The 25,196-nt window shown below is 40.5% G+C and carries 21 protein-coding genes and 1 other RNA gene; 8 read left to right on the forward strand and 14 right to left on the reverse strand.

The window, feature by feature from the left end; translation table 11 throughout:
• Positions 1–51 precede the first annotated feature (51 nt).
• Positions 52–357, reverse strand: a complete 306-nt coding sequence (locus ACFIKG_RS05095) for a DUF2853 family protein (RefSeq protein ID WP_375627097.1) — start codon at positions 355–357, stop codon at positions 52–54.
• Positions 358–454: 97 nt separating this feature from the next.
• Between ACFIKG_RS05095 and ssrA the strand changes: the two genes are divergently transcribed.
• The 5 genes from ssrA (at position 455) to ACFIKG_RS05120 (ending at position 4,451) form a co-directional block, all read left to right on the forward strand.
• Positions 455–811: a transfer-messenger RNA gene (ssrA, locus tag ACFIKG_RS05100) on the forward strand.
• Between the two features lie 181 nt (positions 812–992).
• Entirely contained in the window at positions 993–1,538 is a 546-nt protein-coding gene (locus tag ACFIKG_RS05105; RefSeq protein ID WP_375648164.1) for an SspB family protein, read from the forward strand.
• A gap of 8 nt (positions 1,539–1,546) precedes the next feature.
• The gene (locus ACFIKG_RS05110) at positions 1,547–1,729 is read left to right on the forward strand and encodes a DUF4169 family protein (RefSeq protein WP_273788068.1); all 183 of its coding nucleotides are present in this window, start codon (positions 1,547–1,549) and stop codon (positions 1,727–1,729) included.
• A gap of 10 nt (positions 1,730–1,739) precedes the next feature.
• Entirely contained in the window at positions 1,740–1,991 is a 252-nt protein-coding gene (locus ACFIKG_RS05115; RefSeq protein WP_273788067.1) for a ribbon-helix-helix domain-containing protein, read from the forward strand.
• 120 nt (positions 1,992–2,111) lie between these two features.
• A complete protein-coding gene (locus ACFIKG_RS05120) occupies positions 2,112–4,451 on the forward strand; it encodes an ATP-dependent helicase (RefSeq protein ID WP_375651862.1) in 2,340 nt (779 codons plus the stop codon).
• A 55-nt stretch (positions 4,452–4,506) separates the two neighbouring features.
• On the opposite strand, the gene ACFIKG_RS05125 is transcribed toward ACFIKG_RS05120, so the two are convergent.
• The gene (locus ACFIKG_RS05125; protein ID WP_375626101.1) at positions 4,507–5,136 is read right to left on the reverse strand and encodes a DapH/DapD/GlmU-related protein; all 630 of its coding nucleotides are present in this window, start codon (positions 5,134–5,136) and stop codon (positions 4,507–4,509) included.
• Positions 5,137–5,272: 136 nt separating this feature from the next.
• Here ACFIKG_RS05125 and ACFIKG_RS05130 point away from each other — a divergent pair, with 136 nt between their 5' ends.
• From ACFIKG_RS05130 to ACFIKG_RS05140, 3 genes are read left to right on the forward strand one after another with little or no spacing between them, the layout of a single operon-like run.
• Positions 5,273–5,854, forward strand: a complete 582-nt coding sequence (locus ACFIKG_RS05130) for an SCO family protein (RefSeq protein ID WP_375626103.1) — start codon at positions 5,273–5,275, stop codon at positions 5,852–5,854.
• A 26-nt stretch (positions 5,855–5,880) separates the two neighbouring features.
• Positions 5,881–6,750, forward strand: coding sequence for a 50S ribosomal protein L11 methyltransferase (locus tag ACFIKG_RS05135; RefSeq protein WP_375651863.1), 870 nt, complete (start codon positions 5,881–5,883; stop codon positions 6,748–6,750).
• A 17-nt stretch (positions 6,751–6,767) separates the two neighbouring features.
• Positions 6,768–8,594 carry an aminopeptidase P family protein gene (locus tag ACFIKG_RS05140; protein ID WP_375651864.1) on the forward strand — a complete coding sequence of 609 codons (1,827 nt, stop codon included), beginning with the start codon at positions 6,768–6,770 and terminating at the stop codon, positions 8,592–8,594.
• Between the two features lie 610 nt (positions 8,595–9,204).
• Here ACFIKG_RS05140 and ligA read toward each other — a convergent pair.
• From ligA to ACFIKG_RS05200, 12 genes are all read right to left on the reverse strand, one after another.
• Positions 9,205–11,364 (reverse strand): NAD-dependent DNA ligase LigA, encoded by a 2,160-nt coding sequence (gene ligA, locus ACFIKG_RS05145; RefSeq protein ID WP_375651865.1) that lies wholly within the window; start codon positions 11,362–11,364, stop codon positions 9,205–9,207.
• Positions 11,365–11,477: 113 nt separating this feature from the next.
• Positions 11,478–13,139, reverse strand: coding sequence for a DNA repair protein RecN (gene recN, locus ACFIKG_RS05150; RefSeq protein WP_375651866.1), 1,662 nt, complete (start codon positions 13,137–13,139; stop codon positions 11,478–11,480).
• Between the two features lie 6 nt (positions 13,140–13,145).
• A complete protein-coding gene (locus tag ACFIKG_RS05155; RefSeq protein ID WP_375619631.1) occupies positions 13,146–14,039 on the reverse strand; it encodes an outer membrane protein assembly factor BamD in 894 nt (297 codons plus the stop codon).
• A gap of 158 nt (positions 14,040–14,197) precedes the next feature.
• The gene (gene lpxC, locus ACFIKG_RS05160) at positions 14,198–15,082 is read right to left on the reverse strand and encodes a UDP-3-O-acyl-N-acetylglucosamine deacetylase (protein ID WP_375651867.1); all 885 of its coding nucleotides are present in this window, start codon (positions 15,080–15,082) and stop codon (positions 14,198–14,200) included.
• 213 nt (positions 15,083–15,295) lie between these two features.
• A complete protein-coding gene (gene ftsZ / locus ACFIKG_RS05165; protein WP_375627080.1) occupies positions 15,296–17,068 on the reverse strand; it encodes a cell division protein FtsZ in 1,773 nt (590 codons plus the stop codon).
• 63 nt (positions 17,069–17,131) lie between these two features.
• Positions 17,132–18,433, reverse strand: a complete 1,302-nt coding sequence (gene ftsA, locus ACFIKG_RS05170; RefSeq protein ID WP_375627078.1) for a cell division protein FtsA — start codon at positions 18,431–18,433, stop codon at positions 17,132–17,134.
• On the reverse strand, positions 18,430–19,341 hold the full coding sequence (locus tag ACFIKG_RS05175; protein WP_375651868.1) for a cell division protein FtsQ/DivIB: 912 nt from the start codon (positions 19,339–19,341) through the stop codon (positions 18,430–18,432). The genes ftsA and ACFIKG_RS05175 overlap by 4 nt, the downstream gene beginning before the upstream one ends.
• Entirely contained in the window at positions 19,329–20,249 is a 921-nt protein-coding gene (locus ACFIKG_RS05180; protein WP_375627075.1) for a D-alanine--D-alanine ligase, read from the reverse strand. Before ACFIKG_RS05180 ends, ACFIKG_RS05175 begins: the two co-directional genes overlap by 13 nt.
• A 238-nt stretch (positions 20,250–20,487) precedes the next feature.
• On the reverse strand, positions 20,488–21,465 hold the full coding sequence (gene murB, locus ACFIKG_RS05185) for a UDP-N-acetylmuramate dehydrogenase (protein ID WP_375627073.1): 978 nt from the start codon (positions 21,463–21,465) through the stop codon (positions 20,488–20,490).
• A complete protein-coding gene (gene murC, locus ACFIKG_RS05190) occupies positions 21,443–22,870 on the reverse strand; it encodes a UDP-N-acetylmuramate--L-alanine ligase (protein WP_375627071.1) in 1,428 nt (475 codons plus the stop codon). The genes murB and murC overlap by 23 nt, the downstream gene beginning before the upstream one ends.
• Entirely contained in the window at positions 22,854–23,990 is a 1,137-nt protein-coding gene (gene murG, locus ACFIKG_RS05195; RefSeq protein ID WP_375626126.1) for an undecaprenyldiphospho-muramoylpentapeptide beta-N-acetylglucosaminyltransferase, read from the reverse strand. Before murG ends, murC begins: the two co-directional genes overlap by 17 nt.
• Positions 23,983–25,137 (reverse strand): FtsW/RodA/SpoVE family cell cycle protein, encoded by a 1,155-nt coding sequence (locus ACFIKG_RS05200; RefSeq protein ID WP_375626128.1) that lies wholly within the window; start codon positions 25,135–25,137, stop codon positions 23,983–23,985. Before ACFIKG_RS05200 ends, murG begins: the two co-directional genes overlap by 8 nt.
• Positions 25,138–25,196: the final 59 nt, after the last annotated feature.

Consider the following 25,196-nt stretch of genomic DNA (forward strand, 5'->3'; position numbering starts at 1 on the left):
AAAAGCCCAAGAAGTTGGGCTTTTTTATCATTATCACAAATTTAATATTGTTTAAATTTTATGAAGTGCATTAAGGTGCTTAGCAACTAGATAATAAAAAGTCATACGACTTTTTCTACGCTCTCCAGACATCATTTCAGCCACTTTTGAGACAGCCATTTTAGCACTCTTCTCATCAGCTTCTAAAACATCTTGAACCCATTTTTCAACCTGCTCTAACTCTTTTGGATCCGATGTAGCAACAAGTGATGCATCTTGTTTTTTCATCACTAAAGCTAAACGACGGCTAAGTCGTTCTATTGCTGCTTCATCGGGATTTGAATCATATAGTTTAATATCTGCTAGATTATTTGTCATTTTGCATCATCTCCTCTCCAAAAATCAGCGGACTATACTTTACAGCCGCGTCATATAGCTCCATAAATAATTAGAGCATTAAAAATATTAACAACCCCCCCTTTTCCTAAGACTGTTCTTCATCTATATTTAAAGAGCTGGTTTACCAGCTATGGTAATAAATGGACAATGAAATAAACTCATTGGACCCGGGGGCGGTACCCGGCGCCTCCACCAAAATATAAGAGGCCAAAATTATATTTTGGTGGGGGCGAAATAGGATCGACAAGGGCGTAAAGATTGCTCTTTTACTCGGCATAGTACCACCGTTATCGGACTAAATGAGTAGTTGCAAATGACAACTATGCGGAAGCACGTCTCGCTGCTTAATGCAGTGCGAATGTTTCAATTTAAGTCTTAAACCATCGCAGGTTTAAGCGGGGTTCGGAGGCACCTGGCAACAGAAGCCTTCACTTTTTTAAATGTTATTGATTGATCTTTCAGACATTATCAGACATTATTTACCATAGAGTTTCGTATTTATTCGATTTATTGAGGTGCATCGTAGACAAAATATTGCTAATTTTAAAACGTATTCTATCACACAATATCAATACGCCCCGTTCTGCTACGTGAAATAAAAGGAATAAACTTCGATGGTTAAAGATCAAATCCGTTACGATATTCTCGTTCAGGATGCGCTTCGTGGAGTTATCCGTAAAGTTTTATCGGAAGTTAGCAAAGCAGGTCTTCCGGGAAATCATCATTTTTTTATAACTTTTTTGACGAATGCCCCAGGCGTTAAAATTTCTCCTCGGCTAAAAAATCGCTATCCCGAGCAAATGACAATCGTTTTACAACATCAGTTTAGAGATCTCAGTGTTTCAGAAACAGCTTTCGAAGTAACCCTCTCCTTCAGGGAAATAAACGAAAAGCTCGTGATTCCTTTTACTTCCATTCAGGTCTTTTATGATCCTATAGCAGCATTTGAAGCAGCATTTGATCTGCCCTCAAATCCTGCCTCTGGAGAAAGTGAAAATTCAGAAAATACCTCAACTACGCCCATTACCTTATCAAACACACAAAAAAAAGAAAATACGCTTACAAAAGAACAAAATTTCAGTACAAATAAAGAATCTTCAAATAACGATACAAAACAAAGTGCTGATGTTGTCTCTTTAGACTCTTTTCGGAAAAAGTAAATTTTTTCATGACTGAATTGATTAATCTTCGCCAATTTCGAAAACAAAAAAAACGTACAGAAAAATCTCTTCGTGCTGAGCAAAATCGTTATCGTTTTGGACGAACAAAAACTGAAAAATTTTTTGAGCAACAAAAATCTTTAAAAACGCAAAAATTTCTTGATCAAAATCGTTTACGAAACGACGAATAAAGGTGGAAAAATGCACGAAAATAATTCTATCGATTGGTCAAAAGTCATTCCACGAAAGATATCTGTTCGCGTTGATGGACACGCAACAAGCGTCTCTTTAGAACCACCATTTTTAGATATTCTAAAAGATATAGCCCGCAAAAAAGGACAATCTTTAGCCTTTATTATCACTGATATTGATAGCAAAAGACCACAACAAGTCAATCTTTCGGCTTCCTTACGCGTTTATGCCCTTCAAAGCGTTCTCACCCAACGCCTTTAATGTTTATGCTTATTTTTTACGTTCTCTTTTTGTTTATTCAACTGGAGCTGTTGTGACTTTTTTAAGAGAAGTTTTTTTAATCTAGAACTTCAATGAAAAAAAGACTACAAAAGAGATATAATGAGTAATTTTTCTGATCACAACATACCTTTCTTTGAAGAAGATTCCCCTCCAGACCATGATAAGAAGAGCTCTGGTTTTTTCTCCCATACTCTAAAAGAACAAAAATCATATAACACGGATTATTTAGAACAACTCAATCCAGAACAGCAACAAGCTGTTATGAATACTGAGGGAGCTCTTTTAGTTCTTGCGGGTGCAGGTACAGGAAAAACGCGCGTTTTAACAACCCGTATTTCTCACATTTTACGCTCTGGACTTGCCTCTCCTCAGCAAATACTTGCTGTCACTTTCACCAACAAAGCAGCACGTGAAATGAAAATACGTATTGGTGAACTTATTGGAGAAATTGTTGAAGGTATGCCTTGGCTTGGAACTTTTCACTCCACTGGTGCTAAAATTTTACGCCGTCACGCAGAGCTTGTTGGTTTAAAAAGAAACTTTACAATTCTTGATAGCGATGATGTTCTTCGACTTTTAAAACAGCTTATTCAAGCTGAGGGACTAGACGATAAGCGTTGGCCCGCACGAAACCTTGCCACGATGATTGATTCTTGGAAAAATCAAGGACTTTCACCAGAACATATCTCAAAAAGTGATGCTCATTCCTTTGGCAACGGCATGGGACGCGAACTTTATCACAGTTATCAAAATCGATTAAAAGATCTTAATGCTTGTGATTTTGGCGATCTTCTGCTTCATTCTATCTCTATCTTCCAACATAATCCAGATATTCTTCGCGAATATCATTCTCAATTTCGCTATATTCTTGTCGATGAATATCAAGATACAAATACAGCACAATATCTTTGGCTTCGCCTTTTGGCACAACATCCCCAAGGTCAACATGTTAATCTTTGTTGTGTTGGCGATGATGATCAATCCATTTATGGATGGCGTGGTGCAAAAGTCGAGAATATATTACGTTTTGAAAAAGATTTTCCTTCTGCCAAAATTATTCGTCTAGAACGCAATTATCGCTCAACATCCCATATTCTTAAAACCGCCTCCCATCTCATTGCTCATAATGAAGAAAGACTGGGCAAAGTCCTTTTTTCTGCACAAATAAAGAATGAGGAAGAAAAAGTAAAAGTTCATTCAGCATGGGATTCGCAAGAAGAGGCCCGAGCCATCGGAGAAGAAATTGAACAAGCACAACAAACAGGTCATGCATTAAATCATATGGCTATATTGGTGCGTGCATCATTCCAAATGCGTGAATTTGAAGATCGCTTTGTAACGCTTGGTCTTAACTACCGCGTCATTGGTGGTCCTCGTTTTTATGAACGAATGGAAATACGTGATGCTATGGCTTATTTACGCGTTGTTGTCCAACCTGCTGATGATTTAGCTTTTGAGCGTGTTATTAATACACCGAAACGCGGCATAGGCGATGCAACCCTGCGCATTCTTTATGAGAGTGCGCGAGCACGTGCTGTTCCTCTCTTTTCCGCGGCCGCTGACATCATTGAAACAGATGAGTTAAAGCCTAAGGCACGCAGTGCGTTACGAAGCCTTATTGAAAACTTCCGCCGCTGGCAAAATATGCTTCAAGACACTCCTCATAAAGAACTTGCCGAGATTATCCTTGATGATTCTGGTTATACAACCATGTGGTTAGAAGATCGCTCACCAGAGGCTCCTACACGTCTAGAAAATCTTAAAGAAATGATCCGTTCCATGGAACAATTTGAAAATCTTCAAAGTTTTTTGGAACATGTTGCACTGGTTATGGATGCTGAAAACAATGAAAATACCGATGCGGTCAACATCATGACACTTCATTCAGCCAAAGGGCTTGAATTTGAAACAGTTTTTCTTCCTGGCTGGGAAGAAGGACTTTTTCCCCATCAGCGCTCATTAGATGAAGGTGGACGTTCAGGATTAGAAGAAGAACGGCGTCTTGCTTATGTTGGACTTACAAGAGCAAAAAAACACCTGCATATATGGTTTGTATCTAATCGTAGAATTCATGGACTTTGGCAACCTGCTCTCCCCTCCCGTTTTCTAGATGAATTACCAGCAAAACATATAGAAGTTGTAGAAATGGAAACATCCTATGGTGGTTATGGAAAATCTTCCTTTCAACATCACGATTTCTGTTATACTGACTATGCAACAGCAAGACAAAAGCGTGCACAAAAAAACAAAACGGTTGAAGGGAAAATTATCACTCAATCAATCTCTCATGAATCATCAGATTTTTCTATCAATGATCGGATTTTTCACATAAAATTTGGTTATGGTCATATTACAGCAATAGACGATCATAAATTGACAATAATGTTTGAAAAAGCCGGAGAAAAGCGTGTACTGGATAATTTTGTAAACAAAGCTTGACTAAAAGCAAACTACATCAGTTTTTTCAAGAGACCATTTTGTTTTATTCTGATTATCATTTCCATTTGCGAACAAAGACTTCAATGGGTAAATTTTGCATATCAGGCAATGCGTCGTAAATTTTATCAAGCGACCAATCCCACCAAGCCATCTCTAAAAGGCACTCAATCACATGATCGGGAAAACGCATCCGCAAGCGTTTAGCAGGAACACCAGCGACAACCGCATAAGGCATAACATCTTTCGTTATAACAGCGTTAGCACCAATAATTGCTCCATGTCCAACTTTCACCCCAGGCATAATAACCGCGCCATGTCCAATCCACACATCATGCCCGATAATAACACGTTTTGCACAACGCCTTTCGCGAAAAGAACGATCAAGTGCCATATAACGAAAATATTCATTAGGACGATAGGTTATTTTATGCGTTGAAACGCGTTCCATAGGATGCTCCAACGCATTCATCCGTACATGAGATGCAATAGAACAAAAACGCCCAATATTGCTATAAATAGCCTCACTATTACGTTCTAAATAAGAAAAATCTCCAACGGTTACATCCCGTAAACTCACCCGTTCATTAATTTCCACATAGCGCCCTAATTTACAACCATGCAGCCGTGCTGTCGTATGGATACGAGGCTCACTTTCATGAAATCGAAGATCGTTCTCAATATTCATGCATCCCTCACCAATGTTTCATCAATAGATATGGAAAGACATACCAATCAAGCCAATAAAATCAACCATGAAACAGAGATTGCAAAACAAACCTGCCGATGTTACAATTTCGTGATCTATCTAAGAGAGTCAAACTATGAAAAATGTAATACGCATCTTGGGGCTGACAATCATATTTCTTGCAGGTATTTTTATTTATGATGCGCTGACAAATAAGCCTTTAGGTGATAATTTTACACTCACTGATTCTAATGGAAGAAATATCACTGAGGCTGATATTCGAAGCAAGCCCTCAATAGTTTTTTTCGGCTTCACTATGTGTCCTGAAATCTGCCCTACGACATTGATGAATCTTGATCGATGGCTTACAGCCCTTGGACCCAATGCCGATAAATTAGGCATATGGTTTGTTACTGTTGACCCTGAACGTGATACACCAGAAGTGCTCCATGAATATCTCAGTAATTTTAACAATAAAATCATTGGGATCAGTGGAGATCCTGATAAAGTTCATAAAATGGTCAATTCCTTTAACATCGTTGCTGAAAAAGTCCCTGGAACAGATGGAAACTATACATATAACCATACAGCAGCAATTTTTTTACTCAAAAAAGGTGGAAAATTAGCTGGCGTTATCCGTTATGACACGAAAGAAAGCGATAGCGAATTAAAAGATGAAATCGCCATTGAACGGTTAAAAAAACTCATCTTAAACTAAAAAAACCGATCAAAAGAAAGAACAGTATGTCGCAACAAATTCGCCTCTATTATACTGCTTCTAAAAATGAAGCAGAACGGTTCTATACCCTTATAGACACAGCCTTTGACGAAGAAAGTTATCCTCTTGCTCTTACAGAGATAGATGAACAAAATGCTGTATATGAACTTTCACTCTATGTAGACCAAGAAAACTACGAGCATATTTCGAAACATTTTGCTCAAATCCTTTCTATAGATCCTGATAAAATTAATATGGAAGTTTTACCCAACATTGATTGGGTACAAAAAAGCCTTGAAGGACTAAAACCTGTGCATGCTGGACCTTTTTTTCTTCATGGAAGCCATAATAGAGGCGACATTCCAGCCAATGTTTTGCCTATTGAAATTGAAGCAAATCAAGCCTTCGGTACAGGACATCATGGAACAACAGCTGGTTGTTTAGAAATGATTGCCAAAGTGATGAAACACGAAAATCCCCAAAATGCACTTGATCTTGGTACTGGGAGCGGTGTACTAGCCATTGGCATAGCAATGCTCAAACCAATTACTGTTCTTGCATCCGATATTGATCCTGTCGCTATTCAAGTTGCACAACACAATATCGAATTCAATGGCGTAAAAAAATATATCACAGCTATTACAGCAACAGGTTTTGCCCATGATGCAATTGCATCACGAGCCCCTTTTGATCTCATCGTTGCCAATATCCTTGCTAATCCGCTTATTGAACTTGCGCAAGAAGTGGTAAAAGCACTTCAAAAAGGGGGATCACTTATACTCTCTGGAATTCTTGAGGAACAACATGCCCATGTTTTGGAGACTTATATAAAACAAGGACTGAAGCACATCGAAACATACCACCGGCAAGGATGGGTTACGATACATCTGAAATAAAAGAAAAGGACGTCGTTATGTATCAATCTTTTGAGGCAACAACAAATCCTGCTTATGCTCTAGAGCGCATTGCCTCTCTTCGTAAAGAACTAGACCGCCTTGGACTCGATGGTTTTCTTGTTCCGCGGTGCGATGAACATCAAGGAGAGTATGTCCCTCCTCATGCTCAACGCCTTAGCTGGCTAACCGGCTTTACTGGATCAGCTGGGATTGCACTGATTTTAAAAAACAAAGCCATCATATTTACAGACGGGCGATATAAGCTCCAAGTTCGCCAACAAACTGATCCTGATATTTTTGATTATGAAGATCTCATAACTTGCCCTCCCTCACAATGGCTTGAAAAAAATGGTCAAAAACTTTCTATTGGTTTTGATCCATGGCTCCACACGATTGCCGCTACAGCAACGTTGAAAAAATCTTTAGAGATAGAAGCCGGTGGAAAACTTGTAGCAGTTCAACATAATCCCATTGACCTGCTCTGGCATGATCAGCCACCATTTCCACAATCTGCCTTATCAATTCACCCTCTCAAATATGCTGGGTGCGATACGGATGAAAAACTCGCTTTGATTTACAAAGATATACAGAAAACTCATGCAAATGCCTTTATTTTTACAGATCCCTCCTCTATTGCATGGATATTCAATATACGGGGCAGTGATGTTTCCAATACACCTTTTATCTTGTGTTTTGCTCTCATTCCACTTAACGAAACACCAGCCTTATTCATTAGCAGCAAAAAACTTGGTGTAGAACAGAAACAATATCTGGAACGTTATGCAAAATTATATGAACCAGAACAGCTTATTCCAAAGATCAAAGAGTATATTCAAAAAGGGACAGTGTTTGCATTAGATCCACAGCTAACATGCGAAAAATTACGAACTGTTATTGAAGAAAACAATAGCTCTTTCATCACACTTACCGATCCTGCCGCTCTACCACGTGCCATTAAAAATGACACAGAACTCAATGGTGCACGCAAAGCGCATCTACGCGATGGTGTTGCCCTAACCCGTTTTTTTTCCTGGTTAGATAAACAAACACCAGGGTCAATAAGTGAAATTTCTGCTGCGCAAAAATTAGAAGAATTTCGCATAAATACAGCAAAAGAAATGGGAGAAGAACTCAAAGATCTTTCTTTTGATACAATTTCAGCAGCAGGAGAAAATGGCGCCATTATTCATTATCGTGTAACGACACAAACAAATAAACAACTCAATGCGGGTGAACTTTATCTTGTTGATTCAGGCGGACAATATCGTGATGGAACGACAGATATCACACGTACAGTAGCAATTGGGAATATTGGAGAAGAAGAAAAGCGCTGTTTCACGCTTGTCCTCAAAGGTATGATTGCTCTTTCAACGGCTTACTTTCCAAAAGGAACCCGCGGACAAGACATTGATATTCTAGCGCGCATTGCATTGTGGAAGGCTGGTTTTGATTATGCTCATGGCACCGGTCATGGTGTTGGGTCTTATCTTTCTGTTCATGAAGGACCACAAAATATTTCCCGCAAAGGATGCCAAGAACTCATCTCCGGTATGATTCTTTCAAACGAACCAGGATATTATCGCGAAGGTGCTTTTGGTATTCGTCTTGAAAATTTGATAATTGTAAATCCAGCACAAAAAATTGATGGCGGGGATATAGAAATGCTTTCGTTTGAGACGCTTACACTTTGCCCTATTGATCGAAAACTCATTCTCCCAGAGCTTTTGACACAAGAAGAACGGCAATGGCTCAATGATTACCATGCGCGCGTTTATCAGATGAATGCACCTTACTTAAATGAAGAAGATAAAAAATGGGCAAAAGAGGCAACACTACCCCTTTAAATGAGGCAACACAAATATCTTCTAACGCTTCTTATAAAAACACCACACCCTTCTCTTTTAAAGAGAGAAGTGCGTATTTACCATCAGCAATCACAAAAAATGCTTCTATAAAATACTTCAAGTTTTTTTGCCGATAGGATAAAAGCTCTTCCCAAACTGAAACAGAGCGGAATACACTTGTAACAGATAATGCTTATCAACTATCCTCCACCATCTTCACATGAGTTATAGCCTTATTCTGCTATATAGAAATTTTCATTATATTTTGTAATCCTCCGCGTCTCATTTCTAAAATGCCTATTATAACCAGCTTATTACGCCGTTTAAATTCAAAAGTTCTGCATATTTAGTTACAATTTTTACCTTGCTTCACAGTGATAACGTATATCTTTTACTAATAATAACCTTGTATATTCTTAATCATAAGAGTTTAAGTTTAATATTTAATTTCAACGTTAATCATTTTTAATAACTTAATAAATATCAAAGTATATGGCGCTCTATTTTTGCAAAAAAAACACCCCCTATTATCCCCTTTTTGATTCCAGCCCCCAAAAATGTAAGAGAGCTAACCATACAAACAGCATACGCATCTTCTAGAAAACGCCCTCTAAACATTATGTTCCTCAATCAACTGTAGCCAAATCTCTTCATCAATAACCTCAACACCTAATTCTTCAGCTTTAGCCAATTTGGAGCCCGCTCCAGGTCCTGCAACAAGAAGATCTGTTTTTTTAGAAAGTGAACCAGATGTTTTGGCCCCTAATCGCTCTGCCAATGCTTTTGCTTCATCGCGTGACATATGCGCCAAAGTTCCTGTAAAAACAATTGTCTTCTCTGCTATTGGGGAAGAAGCTGTCATGATAGGCTCCTCATCAAGAGGGGTTACTTCTTCAAGTAAAACAGACAAAACCTCACGATTATGCGCTTCTTGATAAAAATCAACAATTGCGCTCCCTACCTGTGGTCCAATTCCTTCGATATTGGTAAGCTCTATCCAAGCCTCATTTCTTTCTGTATTAATCTCATCACATGGCATAAGTGCTTCCATAGCCGCGGTCTCAAAAGCTGTATAATTTTTATAAGTACGTGCAAGGCGGCGTGCATTCACTTCGCCAACATGGCGAATCCCCAATGCAAACAAAAAACGGCTTAAAGGAATTTCTCGGCGCGCATTAATGGCATCATACAGTTTCCGCACTGAAACAGTACCAAAACCTTCCATATTTTCTAAACGTATCAAAGATTTTTCTTGGCGACGTTCTAAAGTAAAAATATCAGCTGGTGTATGAATACAAAGCGCTTCATCTTGAGCATAGAAAAAAAACTCTACCTGTTTTTTACCCAAGCCCTCAATATCAAAAGCATTGCGCGCAACAAAATGACGAATACGCTCAATCGCCTGTGCAGGACAAATAAGCCCCCCTGTACAGCGACGCACAGCTTCTCCCACTTCACGAACAGCATGACTCCCACAAGCTGGACACAAATGAGGAAAAATAAAGACAGCAGCATCTTTCGGGCGTTTTTCAATAATAACATCAATAACTTGAGGGATCACATCACCAGCACGTTGTACAATCACGCTATCGCCTACACGGATATCACGTCCTTCACGAATAGGCTCTCCTTTATGACCAATTCCCTTAATATAATCCTCATTATGCAAACTAGCATTGGTCACCACCACTCCACCAACAGTAATAGGCGTAAGACGTGCAACAGGTGTCAAAGCTCCCGTGCGACCAACTTGAATGTCAATATCTTTCAAAAGCGCTATCGCCTTTTCTGCTGGAAATTTATGCGCGATTGCCCAACGCGGCGAACGAGAAACAAACCCCAAGCGCTTTTGGAGCATCAAATCATTAACCTTATAAACAATACCATCAATATCATAGCTTAAAGAATGACGGCATTCTTCGATATCGTGATAATAAGAAATAATTTCTTCTAACGTTTTAAAGGCTTTTGTTAATGGATTGATAACAAAGCCATATTCTTTTAGCTTTTTCATCATCTCCATTTGACTTTCTGCCAATATTTCACTCACCTCACCACAAGCATAAGCAAAAAACTGAAGCTTTCTGCTAGCGGTTATCCGTGAATCAAGCTGACGGAGTGAACCAGCTGCCGCATTTCGAGGATTGGCAAAGGTTAACTTGCCCTTCTCTTGTTGGCTGATATTTAATGCTTGGAAATCTTCCCGCCCCATATAAACTTCACCACGCACCTCAATTATATTAGGAAAATCACCTTGCAAAACTTGTGGAATATCAGCAATGGTTCGGGCATTTGCCGTCACATTTTCACCGACAGTTCCATCCCCACGCGTTGCCGCCCCCACAAGCCGCCCCTTTTCATAGCGTAAAGACAAAGATAAACCATCAATTTTTGGCTCCGCTGTTATTTCCAACACCTGTGTTTCTGGAAGCCGTAAAAAACGACGAATACGCTCAACAAATTCAGTAACATCTTCAGAGCTAAACGCATTATCCAGTGAAAGCATTGGCTGTGCATGAACAGATTTTTCAAACTTTTCAGAAATTGGTGCCCCAATTTTATGTGAAGGAGAATCAACACGAATAAGCTCTGGAAAAAGAGCTTCAATTTCTGCATTACGGCGGCGCAAAGCATCATATTCTGCATCAGAAATTTCAGGCTGATCATCACGATTATAAAGCACATCATGACGTGCAATCTCTTTTGCCAACCACTCTAATTCACTTTCTGCTTCAACAGCTGTGAGATTTTTATCTGCATCTTTGTTCATAAAATCTATTCCAAATTACGAGCACTGCCACAAGGATGATCTCCGCGCCTCCTCATAAAGTGAATCTCAGTAAATACAAGCTTTCCAGTATTTTTATCGCTGACTAATTACCTTCATGCTAGAAGCTTTTGAGCCGCTGCACGCGCTTCTTCAGTAATCTGTTCTCCTGCCAACATACGAGCAATTTCTTCTGCACGCTCATGCTCTTCCATTTTATGAATAGCAGTAACAAAGCGTCCTTTATCATGACTCTCAATTTTTGAAATAAGAAAATGACCATGCGCTTTCGATGCAACCTGTGGAGCATGCGTAATAGCGAAAACCTGAACATGTTCTGATAAGCGTTGCAACCGTTGCCCAATAGCCGCTGCAACAGCACCCCCAACGCCTGTATCAATTTCATCAAAGATCAGCGTCGGAGCTGATCCTCGATCAGATAAAACAACTTTTAATGCCAACAAAAAACGAGACAATTCACCGCCAGAAGCCACACTAAGCATCGGTCCAGCACGTGTTCCAGGATTTGTTCGCACCCAATATTCAATGCGATCACATCCCTCTGCACTCCGCTTTTCGATATCACTTTGCATTTCAACAATAAACTCAGCCCTCTCTAATTTCAATGCCGGTAACTCAGTCATCACGCTTTCAGACAAGCGCTTTGCAACCTCTTGACGTTTTACTGACAACGCTTGTGCTAACATATCATAATTTTTTTGTGCTTGTTTTGCCTCATTTTCAAAACGTGTCAATATAATCTGAGCCTCTTCAAAATCAACCAATTCAGCATCCATCTTATCGCGTAACTGAACCAATTCATCCGCAGAAACTTGATATTTACGAGCAAAACCCCGAAGAGAAAAAAGACGCTCTTCTATTCGTTCTAATTCATCAGGTTCAAAATCTAATGCTCGTATTGCCGTCTCAATACCTTCTTGTGCTGTTGCAAGTGCATGCAATGCCTCATCAATAGATTTCACCACTGGTGCAATAAGCTCTTGTGCTTCAGGAATTTTCCGCTCCAAACGCCTCACCAAATTAGAAAGCACTGGGATTGGTGATTTTTGACCCGTTAAAAGATCATCCGCTTCTTTAATATCCGTCGCTATTTTTTCTAATTTAAGCATATCGGCACGACGAAGAGAAAGAGCCTCCTCTTCACCAACTTTAAAATCAAGCTTTTCAAGCTCTTCTATACACGCACGAAGATAATCAACCTCACGTACAGCGCTCTCTACTTTAAGACGCTGCCGTTGCAAACGCTCCTCAAATTCACGCCATGTGTAATAACACTGACGCAAATTTTCCACTTCATCCTCAAGACCACCAAAGGCATCTAATAATTGGCGATGTGTAGCAACATCAACAAGCGCACGATCATCATGTTGTCCATGAATTTCAACCAGCAAACGGCCAACACTCCGCATCAATGCAACACTAGACACCTGATCATTAATAAAAACACGGCTACGTCCATCACTTGATTGCACACGTCGTAAAATAATATCACCCTCATCATCAAGACCATTCTCACGAATAAGTTGACGTGCAGGATGTGAAACAGACACATCAAAAACAGCTGTGACCTGCCCGCGCTCAGCACCATGACGCACAAGCGAAGCATCACCCCGCCCCCCTAGAGCAAGTGATAAAGCATCAAGGAGAATGGACTTCCCCGCACCTGTTTCTCCAGTTAAAACAGTCAACCCCGCCGTAAAATGAATATCGAGCGTTTCGATCAAAACAATATTATGAATCGAAAGCTGTACCAGCATAGAGAATCAACGTACCCTCTTCTTATCACCACCTAAAGCATTTGAGATCCAAGAAGATTTATGCTCGCGTGGCGATATTTTATTCTTCTGCAAGAGATTATAAGAAAATTTATACCACTCACTTTTGGGATAATTACGTCCTAAAATAGCTGCTGCCGTCTGTGCTTCCGCCGTTAAGCCGAGAGCAAGATTAACCTCAGTCAAGCGGAAAAGCGCTTCTTCAATTTGATTTGTATCGGAATACTCTTCAACCACGGTACGAAACCGTCTACTTGCCGCAAGGTAGCGCCGCCCCTCTTCATAATAACGACCAATCTGCATTTCTTTGCCAGCCAGCTGCTCGCGCCCAAAACGTATTTTATCCTTAGCATCCTTGACATATTCAGAATTAGGATAACGCTCTATAAGGAGCTGCATAGCAGCAATAGCGCGTTTCGTATCACGTTGATCACGCGTAACATCAGGAATCCGACGGAAAGAAGAAAGACCAATAATATAGTACGCATAAGCCGAGTCAGTCGACCCTGGATAAAGAGTAATATAGCGTTGAGCCATACTAATTGAATCATCATACTTTCCGAGTCGATAATTAGTAAAAGCCCCCATGACCAAAGATTTACGCCCCCAGTCTGTATAAGCATACTGCTTTTCAATCTTCAAAAACTTCTTCGATGCATCCCCAAGCTTCCCACTCTCAAGGCTAGCAAGAGCCTGATTATATAAAACATCTGGTGGCTCTATTTTCAAAACATAAGCAGATGGATCAAGAGTATTTTTCTCTTTAAAGAGGCATCCCGCCAACATACAGGTGCTTCCCAAAAGCACCACCCCCAATATCTTGCGTACAATGTTAGATTTTCTATATGTCATATTTCCAATGCACACATGAGATTTTTTCATAGTTTTCCCGGCCTCCACAGAATATCACCTTGTAGCAAAAACAAGTTATAAAAGGTCTTATACCATATCACTTTAAAATCCACATAACCAATTTAGCAGTTTAGGTCAATCATCCCCTTAAAAATCAAATAAACGATAAAAAAATCTTGTCAATTTTTTTACTCTTTCTCTAAAAAGCTTTTTTCGTAATGTGATTCGTCTGCCAAAACAGCCTTCACCAATTGCGCATTAATTCTATGTCCACTACAATAAGAACGAAATAATCCAATAAAAGGCGCCCCAAGCAAAGCAGTATCACCAATCGCATCAAGCATCTTGTGCCGAACACATTCATTCTCCCAATAAGGACCATCGGGATTTAAAATTTTATCATTAAGGTCAATAACAAGAGAATTTTCCAAAGAAGCGCCTCTCGCCTTTCCAGAAAGCCTTAATTTTTCCACGTCTTTGATAAAACCAAAAGTGCGCGCACGTGACAAATCATCTCTAAACCCTCGTGTGGTAAGGTCAAAACTGAAATGTTGCTTACCAATAGCAGAAGAAGGAAAAGAGATCGTTATATCAAAACGACGTCCATCGAATGGCAAAAGCTCTGCAACACCATGAGCTCCTTCAACCCGCAACGGTTTTTTTATAATGAAATAAGAACGTAACGCATTTTGCTGTACAATGCCGACATCTTCAAAAGCTTGGCAATATAGCCACGCTGAACCATCCAAAATAGGAATCTCATTATATGACACTTCAATAATAAGATTATCCAAATTATAAGCAGTAATTGCTGCCATCAAATGTTCAATTGTTTCAACCCTTATATCTCCATCTCCAAGTACCGTTGATAATTCAGTTTCTCCTGTTTGCGATGCATGGGCTTGAAATATTTTCTCTGTTCCGTCTAATCCACAACGCTTAAAAATAATACCACACCCAACATCCGCTGGACAAACCTTTACCACTGACAAACAACCACTGTGAACGCCAATCCCCTTAAATGTTACTGCTTTTTTAAGAGTCGACTGATATTTTGGCACCAAATTCATCATATTGTTTTATTAAATTACTTTTACATCTTTTAACAAAATTTATAAAACTATAAAAAATATTCATAGTAAATAATAAAAAAAACCGCTTATTATAAGCGGTTTTTTAAAAACAAAGTATTTTATCCAAAAAACAGCAATATATTTTACTGTATAATTTTTGACTGATCATCAAAGAGGTAATAATTTTTCTTACTTTGCCTCATTTTTCATCAATTAATTTGCCTGACGACGTAAAAATGCTGGTATTTCCAACTGATCTTCTTCACTTATAAAAGTACGCTGATCTTGTGGTACCTGAGGGTGCAGCTCACCAGAACGACGTGGAACATAAACAGAAGCATCTTGAGAAAGCGCCTGAGAATTTTTATTGTAAACACGAGACTCTTCCTGCTGAGACGATCTGACAGCAGGCTCCAGCCTCGCTTCTGGCTCGGCTTCTTCACGATTCGTCAAACTCTGTTTCAAACGCTGCCAAAGATTACGAGGACCTTGATCAGTCACAGATGTTCTTTGACTTTGTCCATGAGCAACAGGAGGAAAATCCTTTAACTCAGGCATACGCATTGGAGCGCGTGCTTGCATTTGTTGCATTTGTTTTGGTTGCACTAGCTTTTCTTTTTGCTTCACAACCCCTGTCATCTCATCAAGAACATGCGCTGTTGCCTCCATACTCACGGGAGCTGTCATAGCCGGTTGAGAACCACGACCTACTTGCATACGGGGCACATTTGATCTCTGTTCCTGAACAGCATTTGAACCATACGCAACAGCATTCGTCGCACTTCGTGTCGTCATTGCTTCTGCAGGATGTGCAAAAATTTGACTTTTTGGACGGAACTGTTCTCCGGTTGGTTTACCCTTCTCTATTTCAAGTGATTCGATCACTTCTACCATTGACTCAGAACGCAGAGGCGATGACTGAACATGAAAAGAACTGTGTGACGTTCCAGGATCGCTCTTGCGCATTGAAGAAGCAGGCCTTTGAAGCTGAGGATGAGACGACTGAACCACATCACTAACTTCACGATCAATACCGGTGGCAACCACAGAAACACGAATAACACCTTCCAATGACTCATCATCAATAGCACCAAAAATCACATTCGCATCAGCATCCACTTCTTCACGAATACGATTAGCAGCTTCATCAACCTCAAAAAGAGTCATATCACGACCACCCGTAATAGAAATCAGTAAACCACGCGCCCCACGCATAGAGGTATCATCCAACAATGGGTTTGCAATAGCAGCTTCAGCTGCAGCCAAAGCACGTCCTTCACCAGATGCCTCACCCGTTCCCATCATAGCTCGACCCATTTCGTGCATAACAGAGCGAACATCAGCGAAATCAAGGTTAATCAAACCCTCTTTAATCATCAAATCCGTAATGGAAGCAACACCAGAATAAAGCACTTGGTCAGCCATAGCAAAAGCATCAGCAAACGTTGTCTTATCATTTGCAATACGGAAAAGATTTTGATTGGGAATAACAATCAATGTATCGACAGACTTTTGTAATTCTTCAATACCAGCCTCTGCCGTTTTCATACGACGTGCGCCTTCAAACTGAAACGGCTTTGTCACAACACCAACAGTCAAAATACCTTTTTCACGTGCTGCGCGAGCAACAACAGGAGCAGCCCCTGTTCCAGTTCCTCCCCCCATACCAGCAGTAATGAAAACCATATGAGAGTCTGCAAGATGATCAATAATTTCATCAATACATTCCTCTGCCGCCGCTTGTCCAACTTCCGGTAAAGCACCAGCACCCAAACCCTCTGTCACAGCTGCTCCAAGTTGGATAACACGTTCAGCCTTTGACATAGCCAAAGCCTGTGCATCCGTATTTGCAACAACAAAATCAACTCCCTGAAGACCAGCATTTATCATATTATTCACGGCATTCCCGCCACCACCTCCAACACCAAAAACGGTAATGCGTGGCTTCAATTCCGCGATATCTGGCCGATGCAGATTAATCGTCATTTTCTTTTCCTTCTCATAAGACACCGCAAGCCAAAGCGATGAAATTTATCCAACTAGACTTAACTAAAAACTCTCACGCAACCACTGACCAACACGCTGAAAATACCCACGCGTGCCCATCGATAAATGATTTCCTGCCGCCTGCATTGTTTTTTCTTCAAAACCCACCAATTGCGGATAAATTAACAACCCAACAGCAGATGTAAACGCCGCCCCTTTTGCAAGAGAAGGAAGCCTCGAAATACCTAAAGGCCGCCCGATACGAACATTTCTTCCTAATATAGTACGTGCCATTTCTGGCAATCCTGTTAACTGGCTTGCTCCCCCAGTCAAAATAACACGTTTACCAATGATGTGACCAAAACCAGAACGATTTAAACAATCACGGACCATTTCTAAAATTTCTTCAACACGCGCACGAATAATACGCCCAAGAACCGCGCGAGGATATTGAGTTTCACGCTGTTCATTCCCAATTTCTGCTACATTAATCATTTGCCGCTCATCAGCGCTTGTTAGAAGTGCTGAACCATAAACAACTTTTAAACGTTCCGCCTCTGTTAAAGACATAGAAAATCCGCGCGCAACATCAAGAGTGACATGATGCCCCCCAACAGCAAGAGCATCCGCATGAATAAATTTTCCCTCAAAAAACACTGAAAATGTTGTTGTTCCACCACCAAAATCAATACATGCAGCCCCTAAATGCGCCTCATCATTCATCAAGACAGCAAGACCACTTGCAAAGGGAGTAGCAACCATTGCTTCAACACTCAAATGTGCACGATTAATACAAGTTTCTAAATTACGCAAAGAAGCTGTTTCTGCTGTTACCACATGCACGTCAACACCAAATGTTTCCCCTGCCATTCCAACAGGGTCAGAAATTCCTTTATCTCCATCCAATACATAAGAAACTGGAACTGAGTGCATAACATGACGTTCAGCATCAAAAGCTTTACGCGAAACATCTGAAAAGGCCATACGCATATCACGCTTGGTGACTTCACGACCATTCAAATGGACCTTTCCATTAATCAAAGCACTTTGTAATCGACTTGAGGAAAAATTCACAATCACTGAATCCACCACCAAACCTGCCATTTTTTCTGCCGCATCAACAGCCAATCTTATTGATTGTTCTGCTGCAAACATATCCATGACAACACCAGATTTAATACCACGTGAACGCTGCACTCCAAAGCCTAGAATTTCCGTAGAATGTGTACGACCATGTAAATAGTGCGCATGCTTCAAAGGACGCAAACAAGCAATAAGACAAACAATCTTACTTGAACCGACATCAAGCACCGTTAAAAAACGTGTTTTACGCCCTCCCAGATGATGTGATCTAAGCAACATCATGGGTTTCCTGCCTTTCGTGCCTTTAAAATACGTTCTTCTTCTGCTACAGTAGCGTTATAACGCTCCAACGTTTCATCTGACAAAGAAACAGTAATTCGATCAGCAAGACGTAAATCAACACTGAGAATATCGCGCGATAAAAGATCCTGCATTGTACCGGACGAAATAAGAGAGGAAAGCCTTTCAAGTGCACCATTTTCAGGCAACATAACGCGCATTCCATTATCCAAAACAAGATCCCAACGTCGATTACCTACCCGCACAAAAGCACGAATACGATCATATACTTCTGGATAAACTGACAGCGCTTGAATAAATCCTTTAGCAGCATTTTGCGCACCCTGCCCCACCACAAGAGGCAAATCCCGAGAAATTTCTCCTTTAAAGGGTACAATGACGCGCCCTGTATTATCAACAATATCCACTATGCTATCATGTTGCCAAATGGCATAGGGTTCACGCTCCACGATGGAAATGCGCATTCTATTGGGATAAATTTTCTGAACATTAGCCGATTGCACCCAAGCCTGTTTTTCCAAAAGAGAACGTGCTCTTTCAACATCAAAAGTGAATATAGAAGGCGCAACATCAAGTTTTAAAATTTTAAAAATATCCTGCTTTGTTAAGCGCTTATTACCGCTTATATCGACATGAGTGACCACAAAACTACTATCCAATATGATCGTGTTTACGATCACAGCCATCTGACCACTCGATGAAAGTCCATAAAAAGCCGTAACAAAGAAAAACCATACAACAGCAAAAGAGCCGAAATGGCGTGGAATATGAATATTGACAAAAACAAACTCAAACATAAACCGAAGAAAACGACGATAAAGACGTGGCAAAGCCGGCACTGAAAGCACCTCCATCGGAACATTTGTTTTATTAACATTCAACGCATACATGATGCGTCCTCCACCATCCATTGAACAATATCGCCGTAAGTACGGCCGCTCGCTTTTGCAATATCAGGAAGAAGAGACGTCGATGTCATACCGGGTTGCGTATTAATTTCAAGCCAAACCAATTCTCCCGTTTTCTCATCAAAACGAAAATCAGAACGGCTAACACCTCGACACCCTATCGCCTGATGGGCTGCTAAAGACATTCTTTGCACACTTTGGTAAATATTTAGTGAAAGTTGTGCAGGACAAATATGAAGAGAACCACCCATTTTATATTTCGAGTCATAATCGTAGAATGGAAAGTGTTTATCGGGAAGAATTTCACACACATCCAGCACTTCATTCCCCAAAACAGCACAAGTCAATTCACGACCAGGAATATATTTTTCAATCATCACCTCATCGGCATACCCCCACTCAGCTCCCCCAATATTATGCGGCGGTACAGCTTCATTTTCCTGGACAATAACAACACCAAAACTTGATCCTTCACACACAGGTTTAATTACATAAGGAGGCTCCATGGGGTGTGTTTGTCCCAAAGCAAAGCGGCTCATGATACGAGAAGGAGCAACACAAACCCCAACATTTTCAACGATAATTTTTGCACGTCCCTTATCCATTGCCAAAGCGGATGCCATCACACCAGAATGGGTATAAGGAATTTTTAAATATTCAAGAATCCCCTGAATCCGACCATCTTCACCAAATGGACCATGCAATGCATTGAAGACAATATCGGGCTGCAACTTTTCAAGAACAGAAGCAATATGAGCGTCAACATCCACGCGGCTCACGCGATACCCCTGCAGCTCTAGAACATCAGCACAAGCCGCCCCTGAAGATAAACTTACAGACCGTTCAGAAGAAAAACCTCCCATTAACACAGCTATATGTTTATCTCTCATAATAAATCACCCTCTTTCGCATACTATATGTAGTCTATATAAAATACATCAGCACCACATACAGAAAAAACAAGGTTTATCCTTGCGAATCAATAACCTAGCATTTTGCATAATGAATCAGACTCAAAAGCCTGATGCAAGAGATTCTTTGTTAATTTATTGATTCTTAATAGAAATTTTTTATTATCTCTTTGAAATGACTCAATTTTTTATTTGCACTTTTTTAGTGAACAATAAATCAATGAAATGGATCAAAAGGAGAAACACTTCGACCACGCTCAAATTGACCGATACGCTCTATTTCCCACTGTAAAAGGTGGGCTGAATTTGCAAAAACACGCGCACGCACTGTTTCTCCCAATGCTTCAAGATCATATCCTGTTGCTTGCCCTGTATTAATCATAAAATTACAGTGCATTTCACTCATTTGAGCGCCACCAATCCGTAAACCACGACACCCTGCTTCATCAATCACGCGCCACGCAGATCCATTCTCAGGATTTTTGAAAGTTGATCCTCCTGTCTTTTCACGAATAGGTTGTACAGTTTCTCTGTGGAGGGAAACTTCATCCATAGCAGCACGAATATCATCTTTATTACCAAGTTTTCCTTCCAATAAAGCAGCTGTAAAAATAAAATCTTTAGGAATATCACAATGGCGATAGGAATAATGCATATCTTTCAAACTCAAGATATGACGTTGTCCTTTACGATCCAGCGCATAGACCTCGACAACACGCGCTGCGGTTTCAACACCATTCGCCCCAGCGTTCATTTTGAGAGCTCCTCCAAGAGCACCAGGAATACCATGATAAAAATGAAAACCTGCAACTTCTGCCTTTAAAGCGGCAGCAGCTAAATGTTTATCCGCCGTACCAGCACCAACTAAAAAGCCTTTTGGAGAAACTTGCTGCACTTGCCCAAAATTTTTTGGCGAAAGACGAATCACAACACCAGGAACGCCCCCATCACGCACCAGAAGATTAGAACCAATTCCCACAATTGTTACAGGGATAGATTCAGGAAGATTTTGCAGAAAAACTGCTAAATCTGCCTCATCAACAGGCTGATAAAAAAGCTCTGCCAACCCGCCCGTGCGAAACCACGTTACCTTACGCATTTCAACATTAGGTGTAAGTTTGCCTCTCACGCCACCCAACAGCGGTTGCAATTGCGCCAATAGCGCCTCACCATCAATGTGCTGAAAATTTATCATGACCATCCAATACCGCTAACTGATGAGGCAACGCACAAGCCCATTGTGTGATATTGCCAGCACCAAGAAAAACAACATAATCCTCTGCCTGAGCAAGTTTTGAGACAAGAGACACGACATCTTCCAGACTATGTATCAAGCGCACATCACGATGACCCACCATTTTAATATGCTCTACCAATTCTTGAGAACCAAATCCTACAATAGGCTCTTCACCAGCCGCATAAACAGGCGTAATCAACACTGTATCTGCATCATTAAAACAAGCAGCAAAATCATCAAATAAATGATACAAACGTGAATACCGATGGGGTTGTGCAATGGCAATAACACGCCCTTTTGCACTCTCACGTGCTGCACGCAAAACAGCCTTTATTTCAACAGGATGATGTCCATAATCATCAAATATTTCAATACCCCGCCAACTTCCTGTTCGCGTAAAACGCCGTTTTACTCCGCCAAATTCTGCTAAGCCCCTTTTTATAGCTTCATTTGAAATGCCAAGTTCATGCGCAATAGCAATAGCCGCCGTTGCATTAGCAACATTATGCTGTCCTGCCATGGGCAAAAGCAAATTTTTCAACTCAATCTTTCTTCCTGTTTTGCGTGAGCGAACAAGAACATCAAAATGCGTTTTTTGACCATCCATCGAAAGATTAAGAAAACGAACATCCGCTTGTGGATTTGCACCATAAGTGATCACCCAACGATCATCAATACGGCCCGCCAATGACTGAACCTCTGGATGATCAAGGCACAAAACAGCAAAACCATAAAAAGGAACATTTTCTACGAATTGCCGAAAAGCGTCACGCACAGCATCAAAACTTCCATAATGATCCAAATGCTCAGCGTCAATATTAGTAATAACAGCAATATCAGCAGGCAGCTTTAAAAATGTACCATCACTCTCATCAGCTTCAACAATCATCCAATCGCCATCTCCTGTACGAGAATTCGTACCATAAGCATTAATAATACCACCATTAATTACCACTGGATCAAAATGACCGGCATCAAGAAGGGCTGCGACCATTGATGTGGTTGTTGTTTTACCATGTGTACCACCCACCGCAATTGCACGCCGAAACCGCATCAGCTCCGCCAGCATTTCTGCACGTCTAACAAGCGGCAAATGTCTTTCCTTTGCAGCAATATACTCAGGATTTGTTTTTTTAACGGCAGTAGAAAAAACAACAACCTCTGCATTCCCTAAGTTTTCAGCACAATGACCTATATGAACGTTAATTCCTTTTTTCCGCAAACGTTCAACATTTGTACTTTCAACTTGATCTGACCCTTGAACTTTATAGCCAAGATTATAAAAAACCTCCGCAATTCCACTCATACCGATCCCCCCGATTCCGATAAAATGGATAACGCCTATATCAAGTGGCATTTTCATTTAAAAGCTCCTCTTTTATATCTGACAACAATCGCCCTGCAATTAAGGATTCAGCCATATCAGCAAGGCAACGGGTTGCATGAGGTTGCCCAACTTTTTTTGCAGCAAGCGCTTGTTTTTCCAATAAATGGGGCGCACAACAAGCGTGCATTAAAAGAGAAAAAAGCTTTTGTGCATTTAAATCTTTTTCTGATACAATTTGCGCACCACCTACACGAGCAAGCAGAGCTGCATTGGCAGCCTGATCATGATCTAAAGCATGGGGATAGGGAACAAGCAAAGCAGGTCTACCAATCACCGCTATCTCACAAACAGATGAAGCCCCAGCACGCGACAAAATAAAATGGGCATGTGCCATACGTTCAGCCATATCATCAAAAAAAGGAGCTACCTCTGCTTGTACGCCCATATCACGATAGATTTTGATTAACCCTTCTGCTTCCCCTCGAACTTGCTGCACAATTCGTAAACGTTTACGGTTCTTATCATCGAATAAAGCAATAGCTTCTGGAACAATATGTGAAAAAGCAGAAGCCCCTTGGCTACCTCCAAAAATCAAAAAATGAAATGGCTCTTCACCAGTTGAGGGATGATAAGGAATTTTGGCCGCCTTCAGCACAGCCTCACGGACAGGATTCCCCGTCAAAAGTATTTTACGAGCATAAGCGCCATTTGGCGACAACAAACCACCAGCGATTGCACGCACAAAAATTGCCAACACCCGATTGGCACGCCCCATAATAGCATTTTGTTCATGAATAAATGTTACACGCCTCGTTAGGGCCGCAATAAAAAGAGGAGGAAAGCTAGGATACCCCCCAAATCCTCCAACAAGAGCAGGACGTAATTTATAAAACAACGCCAACGATTGCCCCATACCCCTTAGCAAAGACCAAAATGTCTTTATCAGAGCAAAAGGATGGCGTCGTATAAATGTTGCCGATGAAACGATATGAATATGCTCTTCATCAAAACACTGAACAAAAGGTCGTGCTCTTTCATCTGTTATTAAATGAACATCATATCCACGCTGCCTTAATTCAACAGAAAGGGCTTCAGCAGGAAAAAGATGTCCACCTGTACCACCAGCCACCAAAACAATAACTTTTTTATCATTCATAAGGGGTATCCAAGACAGAAGAGGAAGAAAAAGCTGAAAGGCGTGCTTCTGGCCAACGACGTGTTAAACTAAGCAAAATGCCCATTGAAAACGCAATCGCCACCATCGAAGAACCACCATAAGAAATAAAAGGCAATGTCATGCCTTTTGGAGGAATTAAGTGAAGATTAACGGCCATATTAATCGCTGATTGAAAGCCAATCATCATTGCTATGCCAGTAATACCAAGACGTATAAAGGAATCACGTGTATTCATGGCTATATACAATGAACGCATAACGATAAAGCCAAAAAGCATCATAATTAATAAACAAAGGATAATACCATATTCTTCAGCAGCGACGGAAAACACAAAATCTGTATGGCTATCAGGAATGATACGTTTTACTGTTCCCTCCCCAGGACCTTGCCCAAACCAACCACCATTCAAAATAGCCTCACGTCCTACATCCACTTGAAAAGTATCCCCTTCACCTGTCAAAAAACCATTGATACGCTCGCGCACATGATGCAGAAAAAGATAAGCTAAAATAATTCCTACAACGCCTAAAATGAGAAAGAGAAAAATAATGGTAAGAGGTACACCAGCAATAAAAAACAGCCCCCCCCATGTTGCACTTATTAAAACTGTTTGTCCAATATCAGGCTGCAAAACCAGAAGCACACAACAAATGGCATAAAGTAGAATCGCTAACGTATAACCCAGAATTCCCCTCCTGCGTATCTGTTCTGAAAAAAGCCAAGCAGACATAACCACAAAAGCTGGCTTCATAAACTCTGAAGCCTGTACAGAAAAACCAAATAGCTGAATCCACCTCCGTGCTCCCTTTAATTCTGGACCAAAAAATAAGGTTGCAACCATAAGAGCAAGCGTTACAATGAGCAAAAGAGCACATAAACGACGAATATTAGAAAGCGAAAAAAAAGAAATGGTAACCATCGTAAAAAATGCTGAAATGCTAAAAATGATATGCCACCGAACAAAATAAAAACTATCAGCAATTCCGATTTTTTTTGCAATAATAGGGCTGGCAGCAAAAGATAGCATAATGCCAATACCCATTAAAATTAAACAAGCTGCAAAGATAGAGCGATCAATCGTCCACCACCAATTAGCAATTGGATCTCTATCTGCACGCGTAACCATGGTATCCACCTTATCCATTTTATAAATTATCTTAAAGTGATATGGTTCCCCAGCCTATT

Source organism: Bartonella sp. LB28NMGDW (genome assembly GCF_042194435.1).
Classification (GTDB): Bacteria; Pseudomonadota; Alphaproteobacteria; order Rhizobiales; family Rhizobiaceae; genus Bartonella; species Bartonella grahamii.